Origin of the sequence: Anaerococcus sp. HMSC068A02 (assembly GCF_001811125.1) — a bacterium.
Lineage (GTDB): Bacteria > Bacillota > Clostridia > Tissierellales > Peptoniphilaceae > Anaerococcus > Anaerococcus vaginalis_C.
Genome location: NZ_KV803714.1, coordinates 42,548 through 67,269, shown reverse-complemented (window position 1 = coordinate 67,269; position 24,722 = coordinate 42,548). Strand labels below are relative to the sequence as shown.

Below are 24,722 nucleotides of genomic sequence, written 5' to 3'. Positions count from 1 at the left end.
ATCCATTAATTATGTTTTTCTATTGACTCCTCAACATCTTTAACATCTTCTAAATCTAAAATAGTTAAGGCAAATTTTTCTTCTTCTTTAAAATTAGAATTTAAAATAATATCTTTAACTTTTGGAAGTTTTGAAGCTGAGCCTGAAAATTCGTCTAATCCAAGTCCTAACAATAGTTTTGTTGCCTTTGTATCTGAGGCAAATTGTCCACACATTCCAGTCCATTTTCCAGCTTTGTGACTTTCATCAATAACATGTTTAATAGATCTAATTACTGCTGGATTGAAATTGTTATAAATATCTGAAATATTTTCATTTCCCCTGTCACAAGCTAAGGTGTATTGGGTAAGGTCATTTGTTCCTATTGAAAAGAAATCAGAATATTTTATTAATTTATCTGCCATTATAATTGAAGCTGATGTTTCAACCATAATTCCAAGATCTATGTCTTTATTATAAGCAATTCCCTCTTTATCAAGATCTTTTTTCAATTCTTCAAGGATTAGTCTAGTTTGTTTTATTTCATCAGTTGAAATTACGAAAGGAAGCATTATTTTTAAATTTCCATAAGCTGATGCTCTTAGTAAAGCTCTTAATTGGTCTTTAAAAATATCTTGGTGGTCTAAGCAAAACCTAATTGCTCTGTAACCTAAGAATGGATTTTCTTCTTTTGGGAAATCATAATAATCAAGTCCCTTATCTCCACCTATATCTAAGGTTCTTACAACCAAAGGTTTTTCTCCAAGCATTTGTGTAGCTTCTTTGTAAACTTCATATTGTTCTTCTTCTGTTGGGAAATGATCATTTTCCATATATAAAAATTCTGTTCTAAATAAACCAACCCCATCGCAACCATGTTCAATTGCTACTTTTAAATCTTCAATATTTCCAATATTTGCAGAAACTTCACAAACTTTACCATCCAAAGTTTTAGCTTCTAAATTTTTAACCTTTTCAAGTCTTTGTTTTTCTTCTTTTTCTTTTTCAATTAAATTTTTATAATCTTCTATTTCTTTTTCGCTAGGATCTACAATTAAAATTCCTTGATTTCCATCAATTATCGCAAGCTCTTCGCCCTTAATCTTACTTGAAACATCTTGCATACCTACAAGCGCTGGAATATCTAAATTTTGTGCAATTATTGAAACGTGAGAAGTTTTTCCTCCAAGGTCTGTTGCAAATCCTAAAACTTTTTCCTTATCCATATTTGATGTATCGGAAGGTGTAAGTTCTTTAGAAATAATAATGCATTCTTCATCTAATTTTGACAAATCTTTAGGTACAACATTTTTAATTTTGCAAAGAACTTGAAATCCAATATCTTTGTAGTCATCAGCTCTTTCTTTTAAATATTCATCTTCTAGAGCTGACATAACCATTACCATTTGCTCAACTGTTTCATTTGTAGCAAGCTCAGCATTTTTATTTTCATTTTGAATTTTTTCTTTGATTGTATCTACAAAATAAGGATCTTGTAATAATTCCTTATGTGCTCTAACAATATTTAAAACTTCTTCATTTTGTTCATTTTTTTCTTTGTAATCTAAGTCGTTGAAATAGGAACTAATAGCATCTTCTACTTTTTTGATGTGTAAATTTTTATCTTGATCACTAATATTTGACTTATCAATAACTAATTCTTCTTTACTAAATAGAAAAAGCTTTGCAATAGCAACTCCATTTGAAGCTATAATACCTTTTAGTTTATTAGACATATCTTAAATTTCCTTTCTATTATAAAAATATAGGGGTACTTGATGTACCCCTTAATTAATTATTCTGATAAGTTATCTATAAAATCAGTTAATTTATCTGCAAATGCTTCTTCGTCTTCGCCTTCAACTATGATACCAATTTCTGTACCTTTTGAAATTCCAAGACTCATAACATTGAAAATGCTTTTTGCGTTAGCTTCTTTTCCATCTTTAACTAATTTTACATCACCTGGGTAATTTTTTACAAATTGAACCAAAGATGCTGCTGGTCTTGCGTGAAGACCTGTTTCGTTAGTTACAACAATTTTTCTTTCTGCCATAATTGCCTCCTAAATTATTATATTATTATTTTAACATTTAAATAAGTTACATTCAACTAATGCTTTTTTGTACTATCTCTTTCTATTAATTGAGCATCCAAAACCCAATCATTTTCTAGTATATCTTCTTCGCCCCTTATTCTTTTAATCAAAGCTCTTATTCCTATTGCTCCTATATCATAATTTGGTATAGAAACAGTAGTTAATTTTGGTCTGTATACTCTAGAAATTTCAAAATTTCCAAATCCTGCTACTGAATAATCTTCTGGAATTTTTATATTGTTATCATAGCAATATGAAATAAATCCAACCGCAGTTTGATCGTTATAAAAGCTTATAGCACTTACATTTTCACTTTTAGCTTGAGATATAACTTCTTCCCCAATATTATACCCATCATCACTATTTTTTCCATCAGCTTCTATAATAATAGATTTTAAATTATTTTCATTAACAAATTTTTCATATCCTTTGATTTTTATATCAGTTAAATAATTATGTTCTTTTAAAGTAACGTAAGCAATATTTTCATGCCCTTGCTCATATAAGTATTTTGTTAATTCATATTCTTCTTTTTCATAATCTATTTTTACAGTATTTATTTTTTTGAAATCGTGGAATTTATCTAATAACAAAAATGGTATTTTATTATCTCTCAATTTAACTAGAATTTCTGCAGAAATATCTTCACTTATTACTACAATTCCTTCAACTTGTTTTGTTGACAAAAAGTCTATCGCATTTTCTAGAGAATTATCATCTCCATAAGTACTTGAAAGAATTATATCGTATTTATACAAGTGACCAATTTCTTCAACTCCTCTAATTAGTTGAGCCATATATTCAATTCCAATATCTTCAACTATTACACCAATTAGATTAGATTTTTTCATAACCAAACTTCTTGCTAGTTCGTTAGGTTTAAAATCCAATTTGTTAATTGCATCTAGTACTTTTTTTCTTGCTTCAGGACTAACAGGTTTTGAATCATTCATTACTCTCGATACAGTGGAAATTGATACACCTGCAAGTTTTGCTACATCTTTAATTGTAGGTTGTGCCATATATGCTCCTTTCATTATTAAACAATAATAAAGGCCATCAAATGATGGCCTATCTTCCTGATATTACGCTTCTAACTATATCAAACACATCCATAATTAATGACGCATAATCATTTATTGAAGCAATTCCTTCTCCAAATGTATCAGTTGTATCTATTACGCTTTCTCCAAAATAGTTCACTGTATCTTTTATATCTACAGTTATATCACTTACATTAGAAATAGCTAGATTTGCATTGGATATAGCCATTTTTAGGTTAGGATCAGAAACTAATCCATTTACATTTTCTACTAAAATATTTGCTTGATCAACCAAGTTTGGTAGTTTATTTATTACATTATCTAAATTATCTTCATTTTTGTCAACAATTTTTTGAATAGATTGAACCAAACCTGATGCTTTTTTCAAAAACATAGCAAGAAATACAATAGCGATTATGCCTACTAATACTAAGATAATATCTCCTATTAATCTTAAATTTATGGTAACCATTATCTACCCCTTACTTATTTTTTTTATCTTCTGCTCTTCTTACTTCTCCAGCTTTCTTTTTAGTATCTTCAGCTACTTCTTTAACTTCTTCTTTGCCTTCTTTGACGTCTTTTTTCGCTTCTTTTGCGCCTTCTTTTGCAGCATCTTTAACGTCTTTAGCATCTTCTTTTAATTTTTCAGCTTCTTCTTTAACATCTTTTGCATTATCTTTTAGATTTGCTTTTGTTTTTTCATAAGTATCTTTAACTACTTTTTTTCCTTCTTCAAAGCCTTCTTCAATTGGTTGTAGTTCTGTATATGCTCTATCTTTAAAATCAACGTATGATTCTTTAGCACTTTCTACAAAATCATTTGTTGTATCTTTAACTTGATTAATTGTGTTATCAACAGAATTAACTATATCTTTTCTTAAATTTTTACCAGATTTTGGTGCAAGTAATAGACCAGCAGCAACTCCTGCAACAGCTCCAACCAAAGCTCCTTGAGCTCTCATTCTGCTATCGTGATTTTTCATTTTCCAAATTTCATATTTAATTTCTCTTTGTTTTCTTTGTGCTTTACTTTCAATATAATCAGCTATACTCATATTAACTCTCCTTATTTATTATTTTTTAAATTTTTGTTCTTATAAATTTATACCCACTATTGGATAAAAACAACAAAATATAAAAAAAATCCAAGGCGGCCCTATTATTTAATACCTTCGCGTAAGTGAAGGTGGGTTTGCTGTTTGAAATATCTGACTTCCACTCAAAGGAGGCTTGCCATCAAAGTCAAAACTCCGCAATCCCTTATAAATGTTGTAGGTTTAAATTTGGACCTTGCCCCTTGGAATACCTTTATTATATATCATGAAAAGCATAATTGCAAATTAGCTATCGCCTCTTAAAAGACTAGAATTTAAATATTTATCAAAATTCGGTCGTGATAATATCGTTATTTTTTCTCCGTCTCTAAATCTTATAAAACTTACCTTGTATGAATGCAATAAAAACCTATCCAATTTATATTTTGAACCATAAAGTTTATCTCCAATTATTGGATGATTTAAATTTGATAAGGAAATTCTAATCTGATGAGTTTTGCCCGTATAAATTTTGCAATAAATTAAGGAAAATTTATCGTATAATTTTATATTTTTAAAATATGTTTTTATTTCATAGCCTTTATCTGCTATTTTCATTTTTTTATTATTTTCATCATAATTTATCTTCAAAAAAATTGTTTTATCTATTTCTAAATTTCCTTCTACAAGCGCCAAATATTCTTTATCAAAATCATTATTTTCTATTAATTTTTGGTAATATGCTTGGGCATAAGGATTTTTTGCAATCAAAATAATTCCTGATGTATTCATATCAAGTCTATTTATAAATCTAACTTGAGATTTTATATTATTTTCCAAAAAATAATAGCTAATATAATTTGCCAAACTTTCTTGACCTTTAGAATTTACAGTAAGATTTGCGTCTTTGTCTATAGCAATTATATCTTGATCTTCATATAAAATTTCAAGCTCTTTATTTATTGGCTCATAATTAAGTGATTCATCTTCAATAATTATTTTAATATTGTCATCTGGATTTAATTTAATATTTTTTTCTATTTTTTTATCGTTAACCAAGATAGAATTTTTTATTATTTTTTTATAAGCCCTATTTGAAATATTCTTATCTAGCAAGAATTTTTTTAAACTAATCTTTCTAGCTGCTTTAAATTCAATATATGTCATTTTTTCCTCAAAAATTTTTTTATGTTATAATTAATTATATCTTAAGAAAGGTAAGTAACAATGAATAAAACGATTAATATTTTCAAAAATAAATCTAGATATACTAAAAATATTTATAATAAAACTAGAGCAATATTAAAAGATTTTGGATATGAAATTTCCAATAACTATGATCCAAACGCTTGCTTAAACCTTGTTATTGGTGGAGATGGAACGTTTTTAAACGCTGTAAAGCTTTCAAAATTTTCTCAAATTCCTTTTATAGGTATAAACACAGGTCATTTAGGTTTCTATCAAGAAGTAAATCCTGACAATATTGAAGATTTTGTAAGAAGATTATCCGAAAAAAATTATTATATGGAAAAACTTGCAATTCTCGAATCAAATATTGGAAATAATAAAATTAATGCTGTAAATGAAGTTGTAGTAAAAAGCAACAGAAATCAAATTGTAAGGCTTAGGCTTTTTATTGATGGAAATTTTATAGAGAATTTTTCAGGAGATGGTCTAATAATATCTACTCCTCATGGTTCAACTGCTTATAATTTATCATCAAACGGTGCAATTTTGCATCAATCTCTTGAGGGTTTTCAACTTACACCAATCGCGCCTATTTTTTCAAGTTTAAATAGGTCATTAAAGGCACCAATAATTTTGCCGAAAAATGCTGAAATCGAAATTAATGTCAGTAAAAGAGATAATTATCACACAGTTTTTTTGTTTGATGGCAAAGAATATAAGACAAATAGTTTTAAAATAAGCACAAAAATTTCTAATAAGGAACTAAAAAAGCTTATTTTAAATAAAAACCATTATTGGTCTAATATAAAAAATAAGCTTTTGTAATTTTTTATTATAATTATATATTCACAATAAAAATGCTTTGGATGTATTTTTTATACCAAAGCATTTTTTAATTATTCTAATTTAGATTGACGTTATTTACAATACTTGTAATTAACTCTCCTGCAATTGGAGCAGCTGTAATTCCTGCTGTATCATCAGAATCTTCAATAACAATAGCAAAGGCTAATTTAGGTTGATAAGCTGGAGCAAATCCAACAAACCAAGCATCTGTTGCTCCATTTTTTTTATCAGCTGTTCCAGTTTTTCCTGCTATTTGTACAATTCTGGTGTATGCATTTGTTCCCGTTCCTCTATTTACAACATCCACCATAAAATCTCTAATATAATTAGCATTTTCTACACTTGTAACATCTGATATAACTTTACTTTCACTTTCTTTAATTATTTTTCCATCTTTATTTACTACATTTTTTACAAGTCTTGGTTGCATCATTTTTCCATTATTAGCAATTGTAGATGCAATCATTGCCATGTGAAGCGGAGTAACTTTTGTCTTACCATATCCAAATCCTGTCATCGCTAAATCAACTTGATTTAAATCATCAAATGGAATTTTGGAATTTATTTTTTCTATATCGAACTTATAATCCTTATTGAACATATATTTTTCAGCTATTTGTTTATAAAAATCTTTACCTAATTCATCTGTTTTTGATGCAAAATAAGTATTAACAGAATTTAAAAACGCTGATCTTAAATTTAAATTCCCGTAAGAATATCCACCATAATTTTCTATATCATAGCCTTGAATTTTAACTTTTCCTGTATCGTTATAATGAGTATTTAATTTACTTTCTAATATTGCATTAGCAGTAACAATCTTCATTGAAGAACCTGGTCTATAAATTCCTTGGCTAGATCTATTTAACAAAGGAGCATTTGTATTTTGAATCAAAGTATTCCAATCTTGATCTAGACTATTTGGATCATAAGATGGTTTTGAAACCATTGCCAAAACTTCTCCATTTCTTGGATCCATAACAACAATTGAGCCAATATGATCGCCTAAGCTTTCATAAGCTATTTTTTGAATTGTTTGGTCAATCGTTAGATTCAAATTATTTCCAATTCCAGATTTTTCAACCATATCTCTTATTTTTGATGTTGGTTGATCTGAAATATCTAATAATTCTTTATTGTAAGTTTTTTCTAAACCACTTTTCCCATACTTAATTGAATTATATCCAGTAAAAGCCGAATTTATTTTTCCATTTTTATAAACTCTTATGTTATTTCCATTATCATCTTTTTCGTTATATACTAAAAGATTTCCATTTCTATCGTAGATATTTCCTCTTTTAATTACATTTTCATTTACCCAATTTCTTTTATTATGACTGTTATCAGCTAGAGTTTGAGCTTTAAATAATTGAAAATATACCAAATATAAAACTATAGATAAAAACAAAAGAATAAAAAGCATCATAACATATATTAATCTTTTATTCATAGTTGATTTTTCTAATATATGTTTGTTATCTTCGTCTTTTAATCTTTGTTTTTTTTCCATATCTAAGATTTTTTGAATAAATGGCTTTTGCTTATCTTTCTTCTTTTTCATTATCATCACCATTTTCTATTTTTTGACCACAATATTGTAGGCAGGCTAATAAAATAAAACCTGATACCATTGAGGAGCCTCCTGCAGAAATAAATGGAAGAGTAACACCTGTTAATGGAATAAGTTTTAAAACTCCACCTAAAATTATCAAGGTTTGAAGCGCAAAAAGCCCCCCTATACCAAAAGCAAGTATTGAAAAGAATTTATTTTCTTGTTGAAGAGCAATTTTTATTGCCCTATAAACTAAAATCAAGAACAATAAAACTACTGCAATTCCCATAAAAATCCCATATTCTTCACAAATTGCAGGAAAAATGAAATCACTTTCTGCAACTGGAATATAATCAGGTCTACCCAAGCCTATTCCTGTTCCAAATAGTCCACCACTTGCAAGAGCAAATAATGATTGAGTAATTTGGTAACCCTTATCGTCAATAACAGACCATGGATCAAGCCATGTTTGTACCCTAACTCTAATATGAGAAAATAAAAAATATGCAAGTATAGCTCCCAAAATTGTAAATATTACGTTCAAAAGAATAAGCTTTCTATCTCTTTCATAAACAAATTGTGTCAAAATCATTGTTCCAAAAAATATTAAAGCTGTTCCCAATTCTTTTTGAATAAAAAACATCAAAATAAAAAAGTAAATTCCAATATTCAAATAATACTTACCAAATGCTTTTTTTCTATATTTATTGTAATTTGTATAAAAGCTTGCCACAAAAAATATAAAAGGAATTTTAATAAATTCTGATGGTTGTATGGAAATAGGACCAATTACAATCCAGTTTTTCGCACCACCAGATGCAAAACCAAATACCAAAGTTGCCATAAATAAAACTATAGAAATTACAAAATAAAAAATAATGTAATCATCCCAATTTTTTATTTTTGGCAATATAAAATAGGTAATAAAAAATACAACCACACCAATTATATAAAACAACAATTGCTTTTTTCCTAAAGCAGGATCTAGTCTATAAATCATAGCAACGCCAATTGAAAACAACATATTTACTATAAGTAATAAAATACTATCGCTTCTTGTAAATTTATTAGCCAAAACTGTAGATAGTATTGTTGTAATTAGTATTGTTAAATAGGAATAGAAATCTCTGCTTTGTAAATGTTTAGCATTGTAAATCATTGACAAACTTAAACTTAAAAATTCAAATAAAAATAAAAGAAATAAAGCAGAATTTTTATACTGTTTTTGCCTGGTGATATTTATATTTTCATTTTTAATCATCTTCATCACCGTTTATAAATAAGAATTTAAGTTCTCCAAATTTAATAATATCCTTGTTTTTTAATTCTATCGCTTCATTAATTCTTTCATCATTTAAAAAAGTTCCATTAGAAGAGTTCATATCTTCCAAAAAATAAATACCTTGGTCTAAAATAATTCTCGCATGAAAACTTGATAAAAATTTGTCTTTTATACAAATAGTATTTTTATCATCTCTTCCAATAGTATTATTCTCACCAATATAATAATATTCTTGCACTTTAAATTTGTGTTCTTGATTTTGATTTATGAATTGTAAATATGTATCAGATATTTGCTCTTTTTTAATAGCATATCTAACATCATAATATATTATTCTAATAATTGAATAGATAAAGTACAAAACAATAACAACAAATACATATTTTAAAATCGTTGATAATAATTGATATAAAGTTAAATTTCCAAAAACTTGAATAGAAAATACTTTATCTATAAAGTTAAAAAATTGATCCATAAAACCTCCTTACTTCCTGTTTACTTATTTTATCAGAAATTTAAAATTCTTTAAAATATCCTTATTAAAAATATCTAATATAAAAGCCTTAGATAAATTTGTCTTGAAATCAATTTTAAACCCACGAAAATTTTTTGATTCAAAAATTTTTTTTAATTTTCTAAATAAAAAAAGTGCCAAGAATTAATTTACATTCTTGGCATTTTATTTTGAATTTTTAGTCAATTTTATCAATTATTTTATTTACTTCATCTTTCAATTTATCTTTTTTAATTTCTGATTCTTTTTTACTTTTTTCTATTACATTTAGGTATAATTTAATTTTTGGCTCTGTTCCTGATGGTCTTAATACAAACCATGAATCATCTTCTAGATAATATTTTAATACATTTGATTTTGACAATCCTGTATCATCATTTAAGTAATCAACGATGCTTTTAACTTTAAGTCCTATTACTTCTTCAATTGGATTATTTCTTATTGTTTCCATTATTCTTTTAATTTTATTTGCTCCATCAAGTCCTTCAAGAACTATTGATTGAACTTCGTTTGAATAATATCCAAATTTATCATATATATCATCCAACACGTCTAACAAAGTTTTGCCTTTGTCTTTATAATAAGCTGTCATTTCGCTAATAAGCATAGCAGAATTTACTGCATCCTTATCTCTGACAAATGTTTTGTAATTATATCCTATACTTTCTTCAAATCCAAAAATAAATTCGCCTTTGCCTTTTCTTTCAAATTCATTTGCTACTTCATAAATATTTTTAAATCCTGTCAAAACTTCATAGACTTCTACTCCATAGCTTTTTGCAATTGGTTTAATTAAATCTGTAGATACTATTGTTTTTACAACTGCTCCATCTTCTGGCAATTCATTATTTTCATCTAGAGCTGTCAAAATATAATTTGTAAGCAATGATCCAATTTGATTTCCTGTTAAAAATTGATAGTTTCCTTTTTCATCTTTAACTTCAACTGCACATCTATCTGAGTCAGGATCTGTTGCAAGCAATAAATCTGCTTCTTTTTCTTCTCCCAATTTTTCTGATAATTTAAATGCTTTTGGATCTTCTGGATTTGGATAACCTACTGTTGTAAAATCAGGATCTGGATTTTCCTGTTCTTTTACTATATAAATATTTTCAAATCCTCTTTCATTAAGTATTCTTCTTACCAATTTATTTCCACAACCATTTAATGGAGTGTAAACAATTTTTACTTTCTTGTCTACGTCATCGTTAATTGTACAAGCCAAAACTTCTTTTACATAATCTTCTATTAATGAATCATCAATCCATGAAATTAATCCTTCATCCATTGCCTTGTTAAAATCAATTCTTTTTATTTTTGAATAATCATCGTATTCTTTCATATAATTTTGAATTTGTACTGCAATATCTTCAAGAATTTGACTTCCATCAGAACCATAAGCCTTGTATCCATTATATTCTCTTGGGTTGTGGCTTGCTGTTACCATTACTCCAGCTATAGATTTTAATTTTCTTATAGCGTATGAACAAACTGGTGTTGGTTCAATTTCTTTGAAAATATTTACTTTAATTCCGTTTGCAGCAAAGACTTCAGCTGTTATTTTTGAAAATTCATCAGATTTATGTCTAACGTCATAACAAATTGTAACTCCTCTTTTTTTTGCATCTTCGCCCATATCTGATATTGTATCAGCAAAGGCTTGGCTTGCTTTGGCAACTGTATATTGGTTCATTCTATTTGTTCCAGCACCTAATTTCCCTCTTAGCCCTGCAGTTCCAAATGCCAATTCTTGATAAAATCTATCTTCAATTTCATTCTCATCATTTTCAATATTTTTTAATTCATCTCTTGTGTCTTGGTCAAAAAATTCATTATTTAACCAAGATTCATAAACTTTTTTATAATCCATAATATTTTCCTCCTACATATACGTTTACAGAATATTTACTGATTTTTTTTATATCAGAAACATTTAATCTTTTATTAATTTTACCCTTTTTATTAAATATTTTAACAAGTTCTCTTTCCTCATTAAATATTTTATTTCTTGTTATATCATCAAGTTCATAATCATTTTTTAAAGCATTAAATACTAAATAAATTTTTTTATTTTTAAAATTTATTTTATAAGCTATCAAGAAATCTTCTAGCCCATCAACAAAAGTTAAAACTTTTTTTATATCTTCGCTTTTATATAAGTCAAAAACTGCTAATTTTTTTCTCAATTCAATAAGCTCTTTTACATAAGTAAAAGTTTCCAAATTATCAATTTTATCTTGCCAATTTATTCCATTTATATCAAGGCTCGAATTATAAGAATTGCTGTTATTTGATTTTGAATTGTTAAATTCAGTTCCTTCATATATGAATGGCTTGCCAAATGATAAAAACAAAATTGCAAAGCCAAGTCTTGATATAGAATCAATATTTTCATGATTTGTTAAAGAAATTTTTAACTTATCGTAATAAATAAGATTATCATGACATGCAAAATAATTTATAACTTCGCTTGCATCATCTGCAAATCCAATTCTTTTTTCATCAAAATTAATACTTCCGCTGATTCCTATTTCAATTTCATTTTTTAATGTAAAATTTCCTTGGATAAACCCTTTTGAATATCCATCATTATCTCCCCTAATTGCATTTCTAAATCTATCATTAAAAACCGCAAAGTCATTGGATTTTTGACTTCCTACAAGAATTTGTTTTTCAATAGGTAAGACTGATTCTCCTCCCATCCAAGGCTCTCCATAAATAATTATGTAGGGTTTTATTTTTTTCAATTCTTTTATTGCAATTTTTATTGTATCAATATCAATCAAAGCCATCAAATCAAATCTAAATCCATCAATATCATATTCATTTACCCAATGTTTCAAGGAATCTATGATCAATTTTCTTACAAAAGCTTTTTCACTTGCAAGCTCATTTCCAACTCCCGAACCATTAGAAAAATATCCTTCTTGATTTTTTCTATGATAATAATTTGGTGCTAAAATTTCCAAATTTGAATCTATGGTTTTAAATGTATGATTGTATACAACGTCCATAACAACATTAATTCCATTTTCGTGAATTTTATTTACCATTTCTTTAAATTCATAGATTCTTCTTTTAATTTTGTATGGATTTGTTGAATAAGAACCTTCTACATTAAAATATAATTCTGGATCATAGCCCCAATTGTAATTATCATCATCAAAAAATTTCTCATTTTCTTCGAATGTAGAAATAAAATCGTAAACTGGTAAAAGTTGTATGTGAGTAACATTCATTTCTTTTAAATGGCTTAATCCAGTTGTAAGGTCTTTAAATTTTGTATTTTCTTCACAAAGACCAAGAAATTTTCCCCTATATTTTACATTTGAATTTTTGTTTGCAGTATAATCTTTTACATTTAATTCATAAATTATTGCCTTATTTTCACAAATTTTGGGAGCAAATTTTTTAAAGTTTTTTGGATTTGTCTTTTCGAAATCAACCACAGCTGACATCAAGCTATTGATAGATGACGCCTTTGAGTAAGGATCTGTAACTTCGTATTTATCTTCTACCAAATATGAGTAAAAAAATCCATCCAAATCTTTATCAATTTTACAATAAAATATATCAAATTTTGTTTTGACCATAGAAAATTTTTCTTTTCTTATTTTTCTATAATCATCTGTTATTAATAAATCTATTTTTTTTCTATTTGGAGCAAAAACTCTAAATTCTGTATATTTTTTTGTATATATTGCTCCTAATTTTATATCCTTAATTTCTTCGTAATTATATGTCATATTTCCTATTTCAATTTTTCAAAATTTTTATCAAGATTAAATTCATTCGCCCACAAAATATTATCAATTTCCTTATCAATCCATTTTTTCTTATTTAGGTAATCCATGCCTATTTCAAGTCTTTTGTCCAATAGTTGTTCATGATCTTTGAAAATAAAAAATGAATCATTATATGAAATTAAATAATCATATATATTTTTAAAATTATAAGGCAAATTACTATAATCTTCATTGATTAAGTTATCAATCGTTGTTTTGATTATATCATTTTTATAATAGAATTCGCGAGCATTATATGAATTTTCTTCTTTAATTTTTTCGATTTTTTTGTAGTCATCTGCAAAAGTATAAATTTTATTTTCTTTTTGAATATTTGTAAGTATTCCACCTTTTGTTGAAATAATATTTGAAAAATTAAAAATAGCATTTAGCATATGAAAACTTTGATTATCGTATAAAGGAAGAGTTAAATTGCTGTAAATATCACAAGCAGGATAAATTTTCCTAAGTTTTTCAACATTTAAATCCTCAATAAAAATTATTTTTAATTTTTCTTTGATTAGCTTGTCCTTATCCAACATATATTTTAATGCCAAAATAAATTTTATTATCTCTTTTGCCATAAAATATCCATCACTGGCTTTTCCAGAAAATATATAAGTTGTTGGCGGAATTAAAATATTTGAATTATCTTTCAACTTATAATACATGCTTGCTATACATATTGCACTAAGAAGTTGTCTTTTTGCCTCATGAAACATAGTAAGTTGCATATCAAATATAGAATATGGATTTATCGGCTCAGTTTCATTTATTTTAAAATAATCAATTAATTGAAGTTTATTTTTGTATTTAACATCTTCAACTTCATCATAAAAATCCAAATTATTTTTTAATTTTTCCAATTTTTCTAGGCTATTTTTATCGCTAATATTAATATCATAATTTTCAAGCAATTTTTTTAAATTTTTATTGTTTGATTTTGCATACAAATACCTATCAATCCCAAAATTTAAATGTGAAAAATTATCTGACTTATCCTTATAGTTTTCAACAATTGTTTTAGACAAATAAAAATATTTTTCAGCAAAAAAATAATTTAACCTATCATATTGCAATTGGTTATTTTCAATTATTGGTAAATTAAAATTCATTTTTGCATAGTCATTTAATTTTATAACTATATCAAAAAAAGATTCATCAATTGATTTTATCATTGAAATATCATAGCTCTCCCTAGAATCTGGAGTAACCAAAAATCCAATATGATCAAAAACTTTTCTAGAAATATCTACACATTCTCCAATTTCTAAATTATAACCTTGGTTTAAACTTCTAATAAATTCTACTATTGCCAAGGAAGGATGTATGTCTGCAAGGACAATTTTGATCTTATTTTTAATATTTTTTATTTCAAAATTCCTTTTAAAATATCTTCTAAAAATATCTTGAATAGAAGATACACAATAAAAATATTCTTGTTTTAGCCTAAAAATTTTTCCTTCATAGGTCGAATTATCTAGGTACAAAAATTGAGTAAGAGAATTGTTGTTTATATAATCATCGTAAGCACTTTTTAAATCTCCACTTTTTAAATTTAAGTAATCTATTTTATTTATAGATTCAGATTTCCATAATCTTAAACTATTAACAAAATTATTTTCATTATTAAAAATTGGCATATCATAAGCAACAGCTTTGACTTCTTTATCTTGAATATTTAAAATATAAGAGAAATCTTTTTTATGTTCCCATTTATTTCCCCTATATAACCACTCGTTAGGATTTACAAATTGCCTACCTTCTCTTATTTCTTGTTTCATTCCTCCGCTTTCATATCTTAAAGCATAGGCCATTGATTTTATTTTATTTTTACTTAATTCTTTCATCAAATACCAAGATCCAATACCTATATCGCTATTTCCAAGACTTGCTTCCTTTTCATAATTAACCAAATCTTCCATAGAAATATTTAAACTATCCAGACACTTATCAACTTCATCAGTATAGTCTAAGGATTCAATAGCGCTTTCAATAAATTTTCCTGGATTATATTCAAAAGATAGTAAGTAAACTTCTTTATTTTTAAAAATTTTTTTTGACTTTGTCCAATTTTTTCCTATATCTTGCATCAAAGCTTTTACAAGCCCATCATAAATTTCACTTAATCTCGCATCATCTGTTTCTTTAGCATAAAAAGAATACAAAAAATTTTGTATTCTTTTTAAGATAAAATTATTATTATTTTTTTCCATTCTAAGCCTTAATATCTTCGTATAATTTTATATATTTTTTAGAAGATTCTTCCCAATCATTTTTCTCTTTCATTGCATTAACTACAAGTTTATCAAAAGCCTCTCTATTATTTTTGTATAAATCAATTGCATTTTTGCTTGCAAAAAGTAATTCGTGAGCATTTATATTTTCAAATGAGAATCCACTTCCTTCTCCAGTATATTTATTGTAAGGTTTTACTGTATCTTTTAAACCACCAGCTTCTCTTACAATTGGTAATGACCCATATCTCATAGCAATTAATTGACTAATTCCGCAAGGCTCTGATATTGATGGCATCATATATAAATCGCTAGCCGCATATAATTTATGACTTTCTTTTCCATCATAATAAATTCTTGCAGCAACCTTGTCAGGATATTTCCACTCAAAATACTTAAACATTTCTTCGTAAGTATAATCTCCTGTGCCCAATACAACCAATTGAATATCTTCTTGTAATAATTCATCCAATATATATCTTACAAGATCAAATCCTTTCATTGATGTAAGCCTTGAACAAATTGCTATCATTGGCACATCTTTATTAACTGGAAGTCCATATTCTTCTTGTAATTTCATCTTATTTTCTATTTTATTTTCCAAAGATTTTACATCATAATTTTTGAAAATATTTTTATCAGTTTTTGGATTCCACAAATCATAATCTATTCCATTAACAATTCCTGAAAGTTTGTTTTGATATTCTCTAATTATTCCATCAAGACCTTCCCCATAAAATGGATATTTGATTTCTTGAGCATAATTTTCACTTACAGTATTAAAAGCTGTTGAATGAACAATTCCGCCTTTCATAAAATTAATGGCATCAAAATATTTTAAATCATGTTCATTGAAATAATATCCATCAAGACCTGTTAACGTTAAATATCCTGAGTCAAAAACTCCTTGGTATTTTAAATTATGAATAGTAAATAAAGTTCTTATATCATCAAAATAGTGATCGCCTTTTCTAAAATCATTTACATAAATATTTACCAAAGCTGTATGCCAATCATTAGCATGAATTATATCTGGTTTAAAATCAATTTCTTTTCCTAATAAGGTAGCAGCTTTTGAGAAAAATATAAATCTTTCAGCATCATCGTCATAGCCGTATGCATTTGGTCTGTCAAAATATTCAAGGTTATCTATAAAATAAAATGTAACACCTTCCCATTTTAGGCTAAAAATTCCAGCGTATTGATGTTTCCAATCAAGATCTACATAAAAATCTTTTATTTTTTTCATCTTTTTTCTATAAATATAATCAATACTTGAATACAAAGGCATAACAACTCTTATATCGATACCTTTTTTTGCAAGTTCTTTTGGCAAAGAGCCTGCTACATCTGCAAGACCACCTGTTTTTATAAAAGGATCAGCTTCACTTGTTAAAAATAATACTTTCATCTTACACCCCTTAGTTAATGTGTTCTCCCTTATCTGTTAAGTAAGGATGGGTTCTGTTTCCAAATAATTTAACATCTTCAAAAACTTTTGTGTCTTTATCAGTTATAACGTGATTTAAAATTGCACCTTCGCCTATCTCAGAATTTTGGAAAATAATTGAATTTTTGATCACTGCACCTTTTTTAACTGTAACTCCTCTAAAAATAATAGAATTTTCAATTTCTCCTTCTATTATTGCTCCATTTGCTACCAAAGAATTTCTTACTTTAGAACCTTTTAAATATTCAGTTGAAGGCTCGTCTTTGCTTTTTGTATAAACCATTCCTTGTTCATAGAAAATTTCATCAAAAAAGTCCCTATCTAACAAATTAAAACTAGCTTCAAAGTATGTCAAAGTATCCATAATAACGCTCAAACTTTCTTTTGATTTATAAAGACCGATTGATTTTTTCTTTGGATATTTGAATAAAGCATCAAGTACATTTGTAGCGTTATTTTTTTCAATTGAATATCTAAGAAGATCCATAAAAATATCTTTTTTAATCAATATTGAACCTGTAAATAAATTTATTTCTTCTTCAAGTCCAAGATTAATTCCAACACTAACTGGATTTTCATTTTCGTCAGTATTAATAATTCTTCTATTCAAATAATATCCATACTCATCATTCTTTTTTTGAGTAAAAATTAAAGCATCTAAATTTTCATCTTGCATTTTTTCATAGGCATCTGAAATATTTACCTTAGAAATATACATTGGATTTGTTATATAAACATATTCACGTTTATTTTTCATAAAATGTTTCATCGTGTTATAGTAGGTTTCTATTTCATTAGCAAGTCTTGACCTTAAATATACTGGCGGATTAATCATCAAACCACCGCTTCTCCTATTTAATTCCCAATTTCTTCCATCGCCCACATGATCAAGAGTTGATCTTAGAGGTTCTCCACCATATAAAATAACACTTGATATATTGTGATTTGTTATATTAGATAAAGTAAAATCTATAACTCTATACCTACAACCAAAAGGTAGCATATAATCAGGTCTATATTTACAAAGTGTATCATAATTTTTTTCATCAAATTCTGAACTATAAATTAAAGCAAGTATATTTTGCATCTTATTCCTCCTCTATCCCATCTTCGCTTACAAGATAAACTGATGTAGAATTTTTATCTCCAATATTTTCACTGATTTCTATATTTTCAGTAATTACAGAATTATATACTTTTACACCTTCTTTTATAGTAACCCCTGATAATATTACACAATTATTTACACAAGCATTTTTTTCAATTTTTACATTTGAAAACAATACAGAATTATTAACCTCTCCATCTATAATACATCCTTCATTTATTAGCGCATCATTTAAAACACCATTTTTACCAACTCTATGAGGAGGCAAATTTAATGCAGTTGTATATATTTTCCAAGAATCATCTTGAATATTTAGAGGGTTTTCAGGATCGATTAAATCAAGATTAGCTTGCCAATAAGATTTTACAGTTCCTACATCCTTCCAATATCCATCAAATTTATAAACAAATAAATCTCTATTATTATTTAATAAGTAAGGAATAATATCATGACCAAAATCATTTGTAGACTCAGAATTATTATGATCTTCAATCAAAGCAGCTCTTAAAACTTTCCAATTAAAAATATAAATTCCCATTGAAGCAAGATTTGATTTAGGATTTTCAGGTTTTTCTTCAAACTCAACAATTCTTCCCTCATCATCAGTATTCATAATACCAAATCTAGATGCCTCATCCCAATCAACTTCCATAACTGCAATAGTAGCATCAGCACCTTTTTGCATATGCTCAGCAAGAAGTTTTGTATAATCCATTTTGTAAATATGATCTCCAGATAAAATCAAAACATATTCAGGGTCGATACTATCAAGGTAATTGATATTTACAAAAATTGCTCCAGCAGTACCTTCAAACCATCTTCCACCTTCTTCTGTGTAGTAAGGAGTTAAAATTCTTAAACCACCAAAATTTCTATCATAATCCCATGCTGCACCAATACCCAAGTGCTTATTCAATAATTGTGGTTTATATTGAGTTAAAACACCAATATCTCTAATTTCTGAATTTGTTGCATTTGACAAAGCAAAATCTATAATTTTATATTTTCCACCAAAAGGAACTACAGGTTTTGCCATTTCTTTAGTAAGAGCCTTTAATCTAGATCCTTGACCACCAGCAAGAAGCATAGCTGCAATTTTATTATTATTTCTCATAAATCCTCCTATTACTTCATGATTAAAAAAATCTGAATGACTTAATATAATAATACCCAAAAAATAATAATTTAATTTACTATAAATAATTTTATAAAAAATTAAGATTTTGACATAAAAATAAATTTTAGTATAATATTTATATTGATTATATGGGGATGTTTTGGTTTCGACGTGCTTGTTAAGATTTAAGTTGCAAGTCGTTTATCAATTCGTAAAATTGAAAATTAAATATAAATGCAAACAATAATAGCGAAAGACAATTCGCATTAGCTGCCTAATTTAGGCAAGCAGCAAATAAAAATTAAGCCACAGTAGTTTTTATTTGTTTCATAATTTTATGTGGCAACTAATATACAAAGCTTTGAGTATATTTAGTATATATTAAGCTAGTCTAGTAAGTTATTTGTAAGTAGATAAGTGCTAGATGAAAATCAAATACTTACTAAACTTGTAGATGCTTTTATTAAGACTCGTGCGGACACGGGTTCAAATCCCGTCATCTCCACCATACATATTATAAGCCTTGGTTTTCAAGGTTTTATTTTTTTCTAATAAAATATTGATTTAATTTGAATTTTATATTATATTATTTACAATAACAAAGCACATACGTGACCCCCTAAAAGAATTTTCTTTGGGTTGCGCCATTTGCTTTGTTAATTTTTTTATGAATTTATAGTATATTATTAATATTAGAGGTACTTTCCACCTTCCACATTTGTGGGGGAGTGAGTTAGTATCTCTATTATTTCTTTTTGTAAATTTTATATTTTTAAGTATATTAAAATAAACAGAGATTAATCGCTGTCCGTGAAACCTTATAGGTGGAGATGGTGTTTAATCTCTGTTTTCGATTATAACACTTAAATATTTTTATATTATCCACTAATATTTGATATAATTTTTATGCTAATTTATATTAGATTTTATAAATTATCATTATCCAAATAAAAAAATCGTGAGTAAAATTTTAATACTCACGATGACCTGAAATATTTATAATTAGTTTTATTTTTAAAAATCTACAAAAACATAGTAAATATTTACTAAAAGATAATAAAAAAGATGATGTGTAAAATAGTTTTATCTATTTCAAACATCATCTATTAAAAATTATTTTTACTAGCTTATTTAATTTCTTTTAGTAATTGTTTTAAATATGCATACACTCTTTGTACTGATTCTATTTCAACTTTTTCTTCTGGAGAGTGAGCACCTGTTATGTTTGGTCCTATTGAAATTATATCTAGATTTGGATATTTTTCATAAAATGCTCCGCATTCAAGTCCAGCGTGTATTACTATTGTATCGAATTCTTTTTCTTCAAATTCTTTGTAAACTTTTTGAGCTAATGGTCTAAGTTTTGAATCTTCTTTGTATTCCCAACCTGGATATATTGAATCAATTCTATAATTAATTCCTAAATCTTCTATAACTTTCCTGATTTTTTTGGATAATTCTTCTAGCGCATCATTATCTGAAGATCTTAGAGAAATTTCGCTTTTAATAAATCCATCTTCTTCTTTTATTAGGGCTAAATTATCTGAGGATTCTACTGTTATTCCATCTTTCATCATAGTATTTGTTCCACAAGCAACATTTGCTATCATTTTTATTATTTTTTCTGATAATTCTTTTGAGTAACTTTTTCCGCTTGCTTCATTAATTTCTATTTTTAATTCGCCTTTTACATCTTTAAATTTATCTAGAGTATTTTTCTTAGCTTCTTCTAATTCTTCTAATTTTGCTCCATAAACTTTCACGCTTCCTGATGATGGAATTATATTATCAAGACTTCCACTTGTAAATTCTCCTATTGTTATATCTGAATTTAAATTATCTAAAATGGATGCAAATACTTTTAGGGCATTTCCTCTATTGTCATTTATATCCATTCCTGAATGTCCACCTAGTAAGCCTGAAACTTTTATTTCATATCCATCTTTTTGTTCTTCTTGCCCAATTTTTTCTTCTACAAAAATTGTAATTCCTCCAGCAGAACCAACTGTTAAGACTCCTTCTTCTTCTGAGTCTATATTTATTAAATATTCTCCTTCAAGAACATTATCTGCCAAGTTCAAAGCTCCTGCCATTGAAGTTTCTTCTTCTGTTGTAACTAATAATTCAATTTGTGGTCCAACATAATTTTCATCTTCAAGCAAAGCTAATCCCATTGCAACAGCAATTCCATTGTCTGCTCCTAAAGTTGTATCTTTTGCAGTTAAATATTTTCCATCAATTACTGGAATTATTGAATCTTTTAGGAAATCATGGTCTGAATCATCAGTTTTTGATGCAACCATATCCATGTGACCTTGTAAAACTACTTTTGGTGCATTTTCATAACCTTTTGATGCTTTTCTTTTCAAAATTACATTTAAACTTTCGTCTTGATATGTTTCAAGATTTAATTCTTTTCCTGTTTTTACTAAAAAATCAGAAACTTGTTTTTCGTGAAAACTTGGTCTTGGAATTTCCATTAATTTTGAAAAATAATAAAAAACTCTTTCTGGTTGTAATTTTTCCATTATTTACTCTCCTTAGCATTTAACTCTACAATATTTTTTAGAACTTCGAGTGATTTTTCCATTATATCTACTGATAAAATTTCATATCTACCGTGGAAATTATATCCTCCTGTAAAAAGATTAGGTGTTGGAAGCCCTTTGTATGAAAGACTTGCTCCATCTGTTCCACCTCTTACAGGTTTTACAATTGGATCCATGCCTGCTTTTTTGATTGATTCTTTGGCAAGCTCAACAATTTCTATACATGGCTCAATTTTTTCTTTCATATTGTAATAAGAATCTTCTATTTTTAAATCTATTATATCATCATATTTTTTATTTAGGAAATTTACTATTTCTTCTAATAATTTTTTCTTTTCGTTAAATGAGTCTGTGAAAAAATCTCTTATTAAATAAACAATATCAACTTCAGCAGATGTTCCATAAATTTCATCTAGCATAAAAAATCCTTCATATCCTTCTGAATATTCTGGTCTTTCATTTACTGGAAGCATTGAATTTAATTCTTGACCTACTAGAAGAGCGTTTATCAAAACATTTTTTGCAGCTCCTGGATGAACTGATTTTCCTTCGATATGAATTTTTGCTGTTGCAGCATTAAAATTTTCATATTCTAACTCTGCAACAGGTCCCCCATCAATTGTATAGGCAAAGTCAGCTCCAAATTTTTCTACATCAAATAGATCTGCTCCCCTACCAATTTCTTCATCAGGTGTAAAGCCTATTTTTATATCTCCGAATTTCAAATCTCTATTTTCCATGAAATATTTTGCTATTTCCATAATTATAGCAATACCAGCCTTGTCATCTGCTCCAAGCAAAGTTGTTCCATCGGTTGTAACTAATTTATGTCCTACTAATTCTTTTAAAAATGGATATTCTTCTTCGCTTAATTTATATTTTTCGTTTAGAATTATATCTCCACCTTTGTATGAATCAATAATTTGAGGATTAACATTTTTACCTGTTAATTCCAAAGCTGTATCCATGTGAGAAATAAAACCAATTGTAGGAACATTTTTTACTGTTCCCTCAATTGATGCATAAACATATCCATTTTCATCTACATGAGCATTTTCAATTCCAATTTCTTTTAAATCCTCAACGATAACTTTTGCAAGTTTCATTTGTCCTGGTGTTGATGGACATGATTCGTTTTTGTCATCGCTTTGAGTATCAAATTTAACATATTTCAAAAATTTGTCTAGCATAGATTCTCCGTTTCTAAATTACAGTTTGTATTCCTAACATAACTATAGCTAATACTAACAATATTCCCATTAATGGTGCAATAAATTTAATCCATTTATTATATGAAACATCTACCATCTCGAGAGTTGCCAAAATTAAACCTGTTGGAGCTATTATTGCCATCCAACCTTGTCCAAAATTGTATGCTGATACTACAACATCTCTTCCAAGAGAAACTGTATCTGCAAGTGGAGCAATAATTGGCATTGACAAAGTAGCAAGTCCTGATGATGAAGGAATAAAAATTCCCAAGAATGAGAATAAAATCATTTGTACGGATGAGAATAATACTCCATTTATTCCGCTAATAATATTAGATGCTCCATAAAGCATTGTATCTGAAATCATTCCGTCATCTAAAATTATATTAATTCCCCTAGCTACTCCTATGATTAAGGCAACTGATACTAGGTCTGCTGCTCCATCTAAGAATGATCCAACTGCATCTTGTTCTTCTAAACCTGATAGAATAATCAATAAAATTCCAACTACTAAGAACAAGGTTGACATTTCTTCAAACCACCATTCTAGATTCATAACACCATAAATCATTATAGGAAATGCTAGCATAAATACAACAAGCATTGCAATTCTTCTAAAATTAAATGGTGCAACATTATCTGGATCATAATCTTTTAGATATTGATCTTTAATTCTAGGCATATCTTCTGCAATTATAGAATTTGATGGGTCTTTTTTAACTTTTTTAGAATATCTATAGATATACCAAAGAGAAATAGCTTGAGCTAAAACTAAGCTTATAATTCTTACACCCATTCCTTCTTTAAAAGAAATTCCTGCAGCATTTGATGCAACTACTACTGAGAAAGCATTTGTTGTTGAAAACATTGTTCCTATTGATGAGCCCATATAAATTGCAGCAATTGTTACCATAGCATCAAATCCTGATGCTAAAAATATTGGCATTAAAATAGGATAAAAGGCAATTGTTTCTTCTGCCATTCCGAAAGTTGTTCCACCAAGAGCAACAATACTTGATAAAATTGCAACCATCAAAAATTCTTTTCCTTTTGTTAATTTTGACAAAGCAGCAATTCCCGCATCAAAAGTACCTGTCTTATTTAAAACTCCAATACAACCACCAAGTAATAATACAAAAACAATAATTCCTATAGAATCAGCTACACCATCTATTGGTGCTCTAGCTACCTTTAGAAAACCTTGTGGTTGTTGATCAAGCTTGTGGTAAGATCCCGGTATAGCTACTGGCTTTTTAATATCTTCCTTTACAAAGCTTTTTAACGGAACAGTTATTTTTAACTTATCTAAAACATCTTGAGTTGCAGGAAGTTTTTCTTCCTCTCCATCAACTCCACTTCTTATGAATACATTTTCTTCCTTATTATACTCTAACCTATCATAAGAACCTGCTGGTACTACGTAAGTTAAAATAGCAGCTAATACTAAAACTATAAATAGAACAGTAAAAGCTGAAGGAAACTTAAATTTCTTTTTCTTTTTTTCACTCATAATTATACCTCCATTCAAACCATACAGGTTTTAATTAAGATTGTCAATAATATTGTAATATTAAGCAATCAATCTAAAAGATTGAATGATATTTGTTATTTAATTGCTATGATTATATTTTTTCACTTAATTTTATCTAACTTTCATATTTATTTATCGTAATTGATAAATATTAAAACATTTATTTGTTTTTAGATGAGTATTTTTTTTAGATAA

General features: G+C 27.3%; 19 protein-coding genes and 2 other RNA genes. 2 read left to right on the top strand and 19 right to left on the bottom strand.

Annotation, left to right across the window (positions count from 1 at the left end; genetic code table 11):
* Positions 1 to 5: 5 nt before the first annotated feature.
* From ptsP to HMPREF2782_RS01445, 7 genes are all read right to left on the bottom strand, one after another.
* A complete protein-coding gene (ptsP, locus tag HMPREF2782_RS01475; RefSeq protein ID WP_070640376.1) occupies positions 6 to 1,715 on the bottom strand; it encodes a phosphoenolpyruvate--protein phosphotransferase in 1,710 nt (569 codons plus the stop codon).
* 59 nt (positions 1,716 to 1,774) lie between these two features.
* Positions 1,775 to 2,035, bottom strand: a complete 261-nt coding sequence (locus HMPREF2782_RS01470) for an HPr family phosphocarrier protein (RefSeq protein ID WP_004838740.1) — start codon at positions 2,033 to 2,035, stop codon at positions 1,775 to 1,777.
* Positions 2,036 to 2,091: 56 nt separating this feature from the next.
* The gene (locus HMPREF2782_RS01465) at positions 2,092 to 3,099 is read right to left on the bottom strand and encodes a LacI family DNA-binding transcriptional regulator (protein ID WP_039920481.1); all 1,008 of its coding nucleotides are present in this window, start codon (positions 3,097 to 3,099) and stop codon (positions 2,092 to 2,094) included.
* Between the two features lie 49 nt (positions 3,100 to 3,148).
* On the bottom strand, positions 3,149 to 3,592 hold the full coding sequence (locus HMPREF2782_RS01460; RefSeq protein ID WP_004838738.1) for a hypothetical protein: 444 nt from the start codon (positions 3,590 to 3,592) through the stop codon (positions 3,149 to 3,151).
* A 10-nt stretch (positions 3,593 to 3,602) separates the two neighbouring features.
* Entirely contained in the window at positions 3,603 to 4,178 is a 576-nt protein-coding gene (locus HMPREF2782_RS01455) for a YtxH domain-containing protein (RefSeq protein ID WP_004838737.1), read from the bottom strand.
* 83 nt (positions 4,179 to 4,261) lie between these two features.
* A non-coding RNA gene (ssrS, locus tag HMPREF2782_RS01450) (6S RNA) lies at positions 4,262 to 4,430 on the bottom strand.
* A gap of 33 nt (positions 4,431 to 4,463) precedes the next feature.
* Complete coding sequence (locus tag HMPREF2782_RS01445; RefSeq protein WP_070640374.1) at positions 4,464 to 5,324, bottom strand: RluA family pseudouridine synthase; 861 nt, start codon at positions 5,322 to 5,324, stop codon at positions 4,464 to 4,466.
* A gap of 60 nt (positions 5,325 to 5,384) precedes the next feature.
* Between HMPREF2782_RS01445 and HMPREF2782_RS01440 the strand changes: the two genes are divergently transcribed.
* The gene (locus HMPREF2782_RS01440) at positions 5,385 to 6,170 is read left to right on the top strand and encodes an NAD(+)/NADH kinase (protein ID WP_070640372.1); all 786 of its coding nucleotides are present in this window, start codon (positions 5,385 to 5,387) and stop codon (positions 6,168 to 6,170) included.
* Positions 6,171 to 6,246: 76 nt separating this feature from the next.
* Here the strand turns inward: HMPREF2782_RS01440 and HMPREF2782_RS01435 are convergent, their stop codons facing one another.
* The 9 genes from HMPREF2782_RS01435 to HMPREF2782_RS01395 all read right to left on the bottom strand — a co-directional run bounded on the left by HMPREF2782_RS01435 (position 6,247) and on the right by HMPREF2782_RS01395 (position 19,233).
* Positions 6,247 to 7,752 (bottom strand): peptidoglycan D,D-transpeptidase FtsI family protein, encoded by a 1,506-nt coding sequence (locus tag HMPREF2782_RS01435; RefSeq protein ID WP_186821642.1) that lies wholly within the window; start codon positions 7,750 to 7,752, stop codon positions 6,247 to 6,249.
* Positions 7,733 to 9,004: an FtsW/RodA/SpoVE family cell cycle protein gene (locus tag HMPREF2782_RS01430; protein WP_394373503.1), complete on the bottom strand. Its 1,272-nt coding sequence runs from the start codon at positions 9,002 to 9,004 to the stop codon at positions 7,733 to 7,735. Before HMPREF2782_RS01430 ends, HMPREF2782_RS01435 begins: the two co-directional genes overlap by 20 nt.
* Positions 8,997 to 9,500 (bottom strand): FHA domain-containing protein, encoded by a 504-nt coding sequence (locus HMPREF2782_RS01425; RefSeq protein WP_070640367.1) that lies wholly within the window; start codon positions 9,498 to 9,500, stop codon positions 8,997 to 8,999. The genes HMPREF2782_RS01430 and HMPREF2782_RS01425 overlap by 8 nt, the downstream gene beginning before the upstream one ends.
* Positions 9,501 to 9,717: 217 nt before the next feature.
* On the bottom strand, positions 9,718 to 11,409 hold the full coding sequence (locus HMPREF2782_RS01420) for a phospho-sugar mutase (RefSeq protein WP_070640365.1): 1,692 nt from the start codon (positions 11,407 to 11,409) through the stop codon (positions 9,718 to 9,720).
* Positions 11,399 to 13,285: a type I pullulanase gene (gene pulA, locus HMPREF2782_RS01415; RefSeq protein ID WP_070640364.1), complete on the bottom strand. Its 1,887-nt coding sequence runs from the start codon at positions 13,283 to 13,285 to the stop codon at positions 11,399 to 11,401. The genes HMPREF2782_RS01420 and pulA overlap by 11 nt, the downstream gene beginning before the upstream one ends.
* A gap of 5 nt (positions 13,286 to 13,290) precedes the next feature.
* On the bottom strand, positions 13,291 to 15,540 hold the full coding sequence (locus HMPREF2782_RS01410) for a glycogen/starch/alpha-glucan phosphorylase (protein WP_070640362.1): 2,250 nt from the start codon (positions 15,538 to 15,540) through the stop codon (positions 13,291 to 13,293).
* Position 15,541: 1 nt separating this feature from the next.
* Positions 15,542 to 16,972: a glycogen synthase GlgA gene (glgA, locus tag HMPREF2782_RS01405; RefSeq protein ID WP_070640360.1), complete on the bottom strand. Its 1,431-nt coding sequence runs from the start codon at positions 16,970 to 16,972 to the stop codon at positions 15,542 to 15,544.
* Positions 16,973 to 16,982: 10 nt separating this feature from the next.
* On the bottom strand, positions 16,983 to 18,098 hold the full coding sequence (gene glgD, locus HMPREF2782_RS01400; protein ID WP_070605375.1) for a glucose-1-phosphate adenylyltransferase subunit GlgD: 1,116 nt from the start codon (positions 18,096 to 18,098) through the stop codon (positions 16,983 to 16,985).
* Position 18,099: 1 nt separating this feature from the next.
* Positions 18,100 to 19,233, bottom strand: coding sequence for a glucose-1-phosphate adenylyltransferase (locus HMPREF2782_RS01395; RefSeq protein WP_070640358.1), 1,134 nt, complete (start codon positions 19,231 to 19,233; stop codon positions 18,100 to 18,102).
* A 154-nt stretch (positions 19,234 to 19,387) separates the two neighbouring features.
* On the opposite strand from HMPREF2782_RS01395, the gene ssrA reads away from it, so the two are divergent.
* Positions 19,388 to 19,744: a transfer-messenger RNA gene (ssrA, locus tag HMPREF2782_RS01390) on the top strand.
* 619 nt (positions 19,745 to 20,363) lie between these two features.
* On the opposite strand, the gene pepD is transcribed toward ssrA, so the two are convergent.
* Genes pepD through HMPREF2782_RS01375 form a run of 3 tightly spaced genes read right to left on the bottom strand, consistent with a single transcriptional unit; the run spans position 20,364 to position 24,506 of the window.
* Complete coding sequence (gene pepD / locus HMPREF2782_RS01385) at positions 20,364 to 21,764, bottom strand: beta-Ala-His dipeptidase (protein ID WP_070640356.1); 1,401 nt, start codon at positions 21,762 to 21,764, stop codon at positions 20,364 to 20,366.
* Positions 21,764 to 22,975: a peptidase T gene (pepT, locus tag HMPREF2782_RS01380; protein ID WP_070640353.1), complete on the bottom strand. Its 1,212-nt coding sequence runs from the start codon at positions 22,973 to 22,975 to the stop codon at positions 21,764 to 21,766. The genes pepD and pepT overlap by 1 nt, the downstream gene beginning before the upstream one ends.
* 13 nt (positions 22,976 to 22,988) lie before the next feature.
* Positions 22,989 to 24,506: a YfcC family protein gene (locus HMPREF2782_RS01375; RefSeq protein WP_070640351.1), complete on the bottom strand. Its 1,518-nt coding sequence runs from the start codon at positions 24,504 to 24,506 to the stop codon at positions 22,989 to 22,991.
* Positions 24,507 to 24,722: the final 216 nt, after the last annotated feature.

Coding starts and splice junctions, on each gene's coding strand:
- ptsP (WP_070640376.1), bottom strand. CDS start 1,715: ATGTCTAATAAACTAAAAGGTATTATAGCTTCAAATGGAGTTGCTATT.
- HMPREF2782_RS01470 (WP_004838740.1), bottom strand. CDS start 2,035: ATGGCAGAAAGAAAAATTGTTGTAACTAACGAAACAGGTCTTCACGCA.
- HMPREF2782_RS01465 (WP_039920481.1), bottom strand. CDS start 3,099: ATGGCACAACCTACAATTAAAGATGTAGCAAAACTTGCAGGTGTATCA.
- HMPREF2782_RS01460 (WP_004838738.1), bottom strand. CDS start 3,592: ATGGTTACCATAAATTTAAGATTAATAGGAGATATTATCTTAGTATTA.
- HMPREF2782_RS01455 (WP_004838737.1), bottom strand. CDS start 4,178: ATGAGTATAGCTGATTATATTGAAAGTAAAGCACAAAGAAAACAAAGA.
- HMPREF2782_RS01445 (WP_070640374.1), bottom strand. CDS start 5,324: ATGACATATATTGAATTTAAAGCAGCTAGAAAGATTAGTTTAAAAAAA.
- HMPREF2782_RS01440 (WP_070640372.1), top strand. CDS start 5,385: ATGAATAAAACGATTAATATTTTCAAAAATAAATCTAGATATACTAAA.
- HMPREF2782_RS01435 (WP_186821642.1), bottom strand. CDS start 7,752: ATGAAAAAGAAGAAAGATAAGCAAAAGCCATTTATTCAAAAAATCTTA.
- HMPREF2782_RS01430 (WP_394373503.1), bottom strand. CDS start 9,004: ATGATTAAAAATGAAAATATAAATATCACCAGGCAAAAACAGTATAAA.
- HMPREF2782_RS01425 (WP_070640367.1), bottom strand. CDS start 9,500: ATGGATCAATTTTTTAACTTTATAGATAAAGTATTTTCTATTCAAGTT.
- HMPREF2782_RS01420 (WP_070640365.1), bottom strand. CDS start 11,409: ATGGATTATAAAAAAGTTTATGAATCTTGGTTAAATAATGAATTTTTT.
- pulA (WP_070640364.1), bottom strand. CDS start 13,285: ATGACATATAATTACGAAGAAATTAAGGATATAAAATTAGGAGCAATA.
- HMPREF2782_RS01410 (WP_070640362.1), bottom strand. CDS start 15,540: ATGGAAAAAAATAATAATAATTTTATCTTAAAAAGAATACAAAATTTT.
- glgA (WP_070640360.1), bottom strand. CDS start 16,972: ATGAAAGTATTATTTTTAACAAGTGAAGCTGATCCTTTTATAAAAACA.
- glgD (WP_070605375.1), bottom strand. CDS start 18,098: ATGCAAAATATACTTGCTTTAATTTATAGTTCAGAATTTGATGAAAAA.
- HMPREF2782_RS01395 (WP_070640358.1), bottom strand. CDS start 19,233: ATGAGAAATAATAATAAAATTGCAGCTATGCTTCTTGCTGGTGGTCAA.
- pepD (WP_070640356.1), bottom strand. CDS start 21,764: ATGGAAAAATTACAACCAGAAAGAGTTTTTTATTATTTTTCAAAATTA.
- pepT (WP_070640353.1), bottom strand. CDS start 22,975: ATGCTAGACAAATTTTTGAAATATGTTAAATTTGATACTCAAAGCGAT.
- HMPREF2782_RS01375 (WP_070640351.1), bottom strand. CDS start 24,506: ATGAGTGAAAAAAAGAAAAAGAAATTTAAGTTTCCTTCAGCTTTTACT.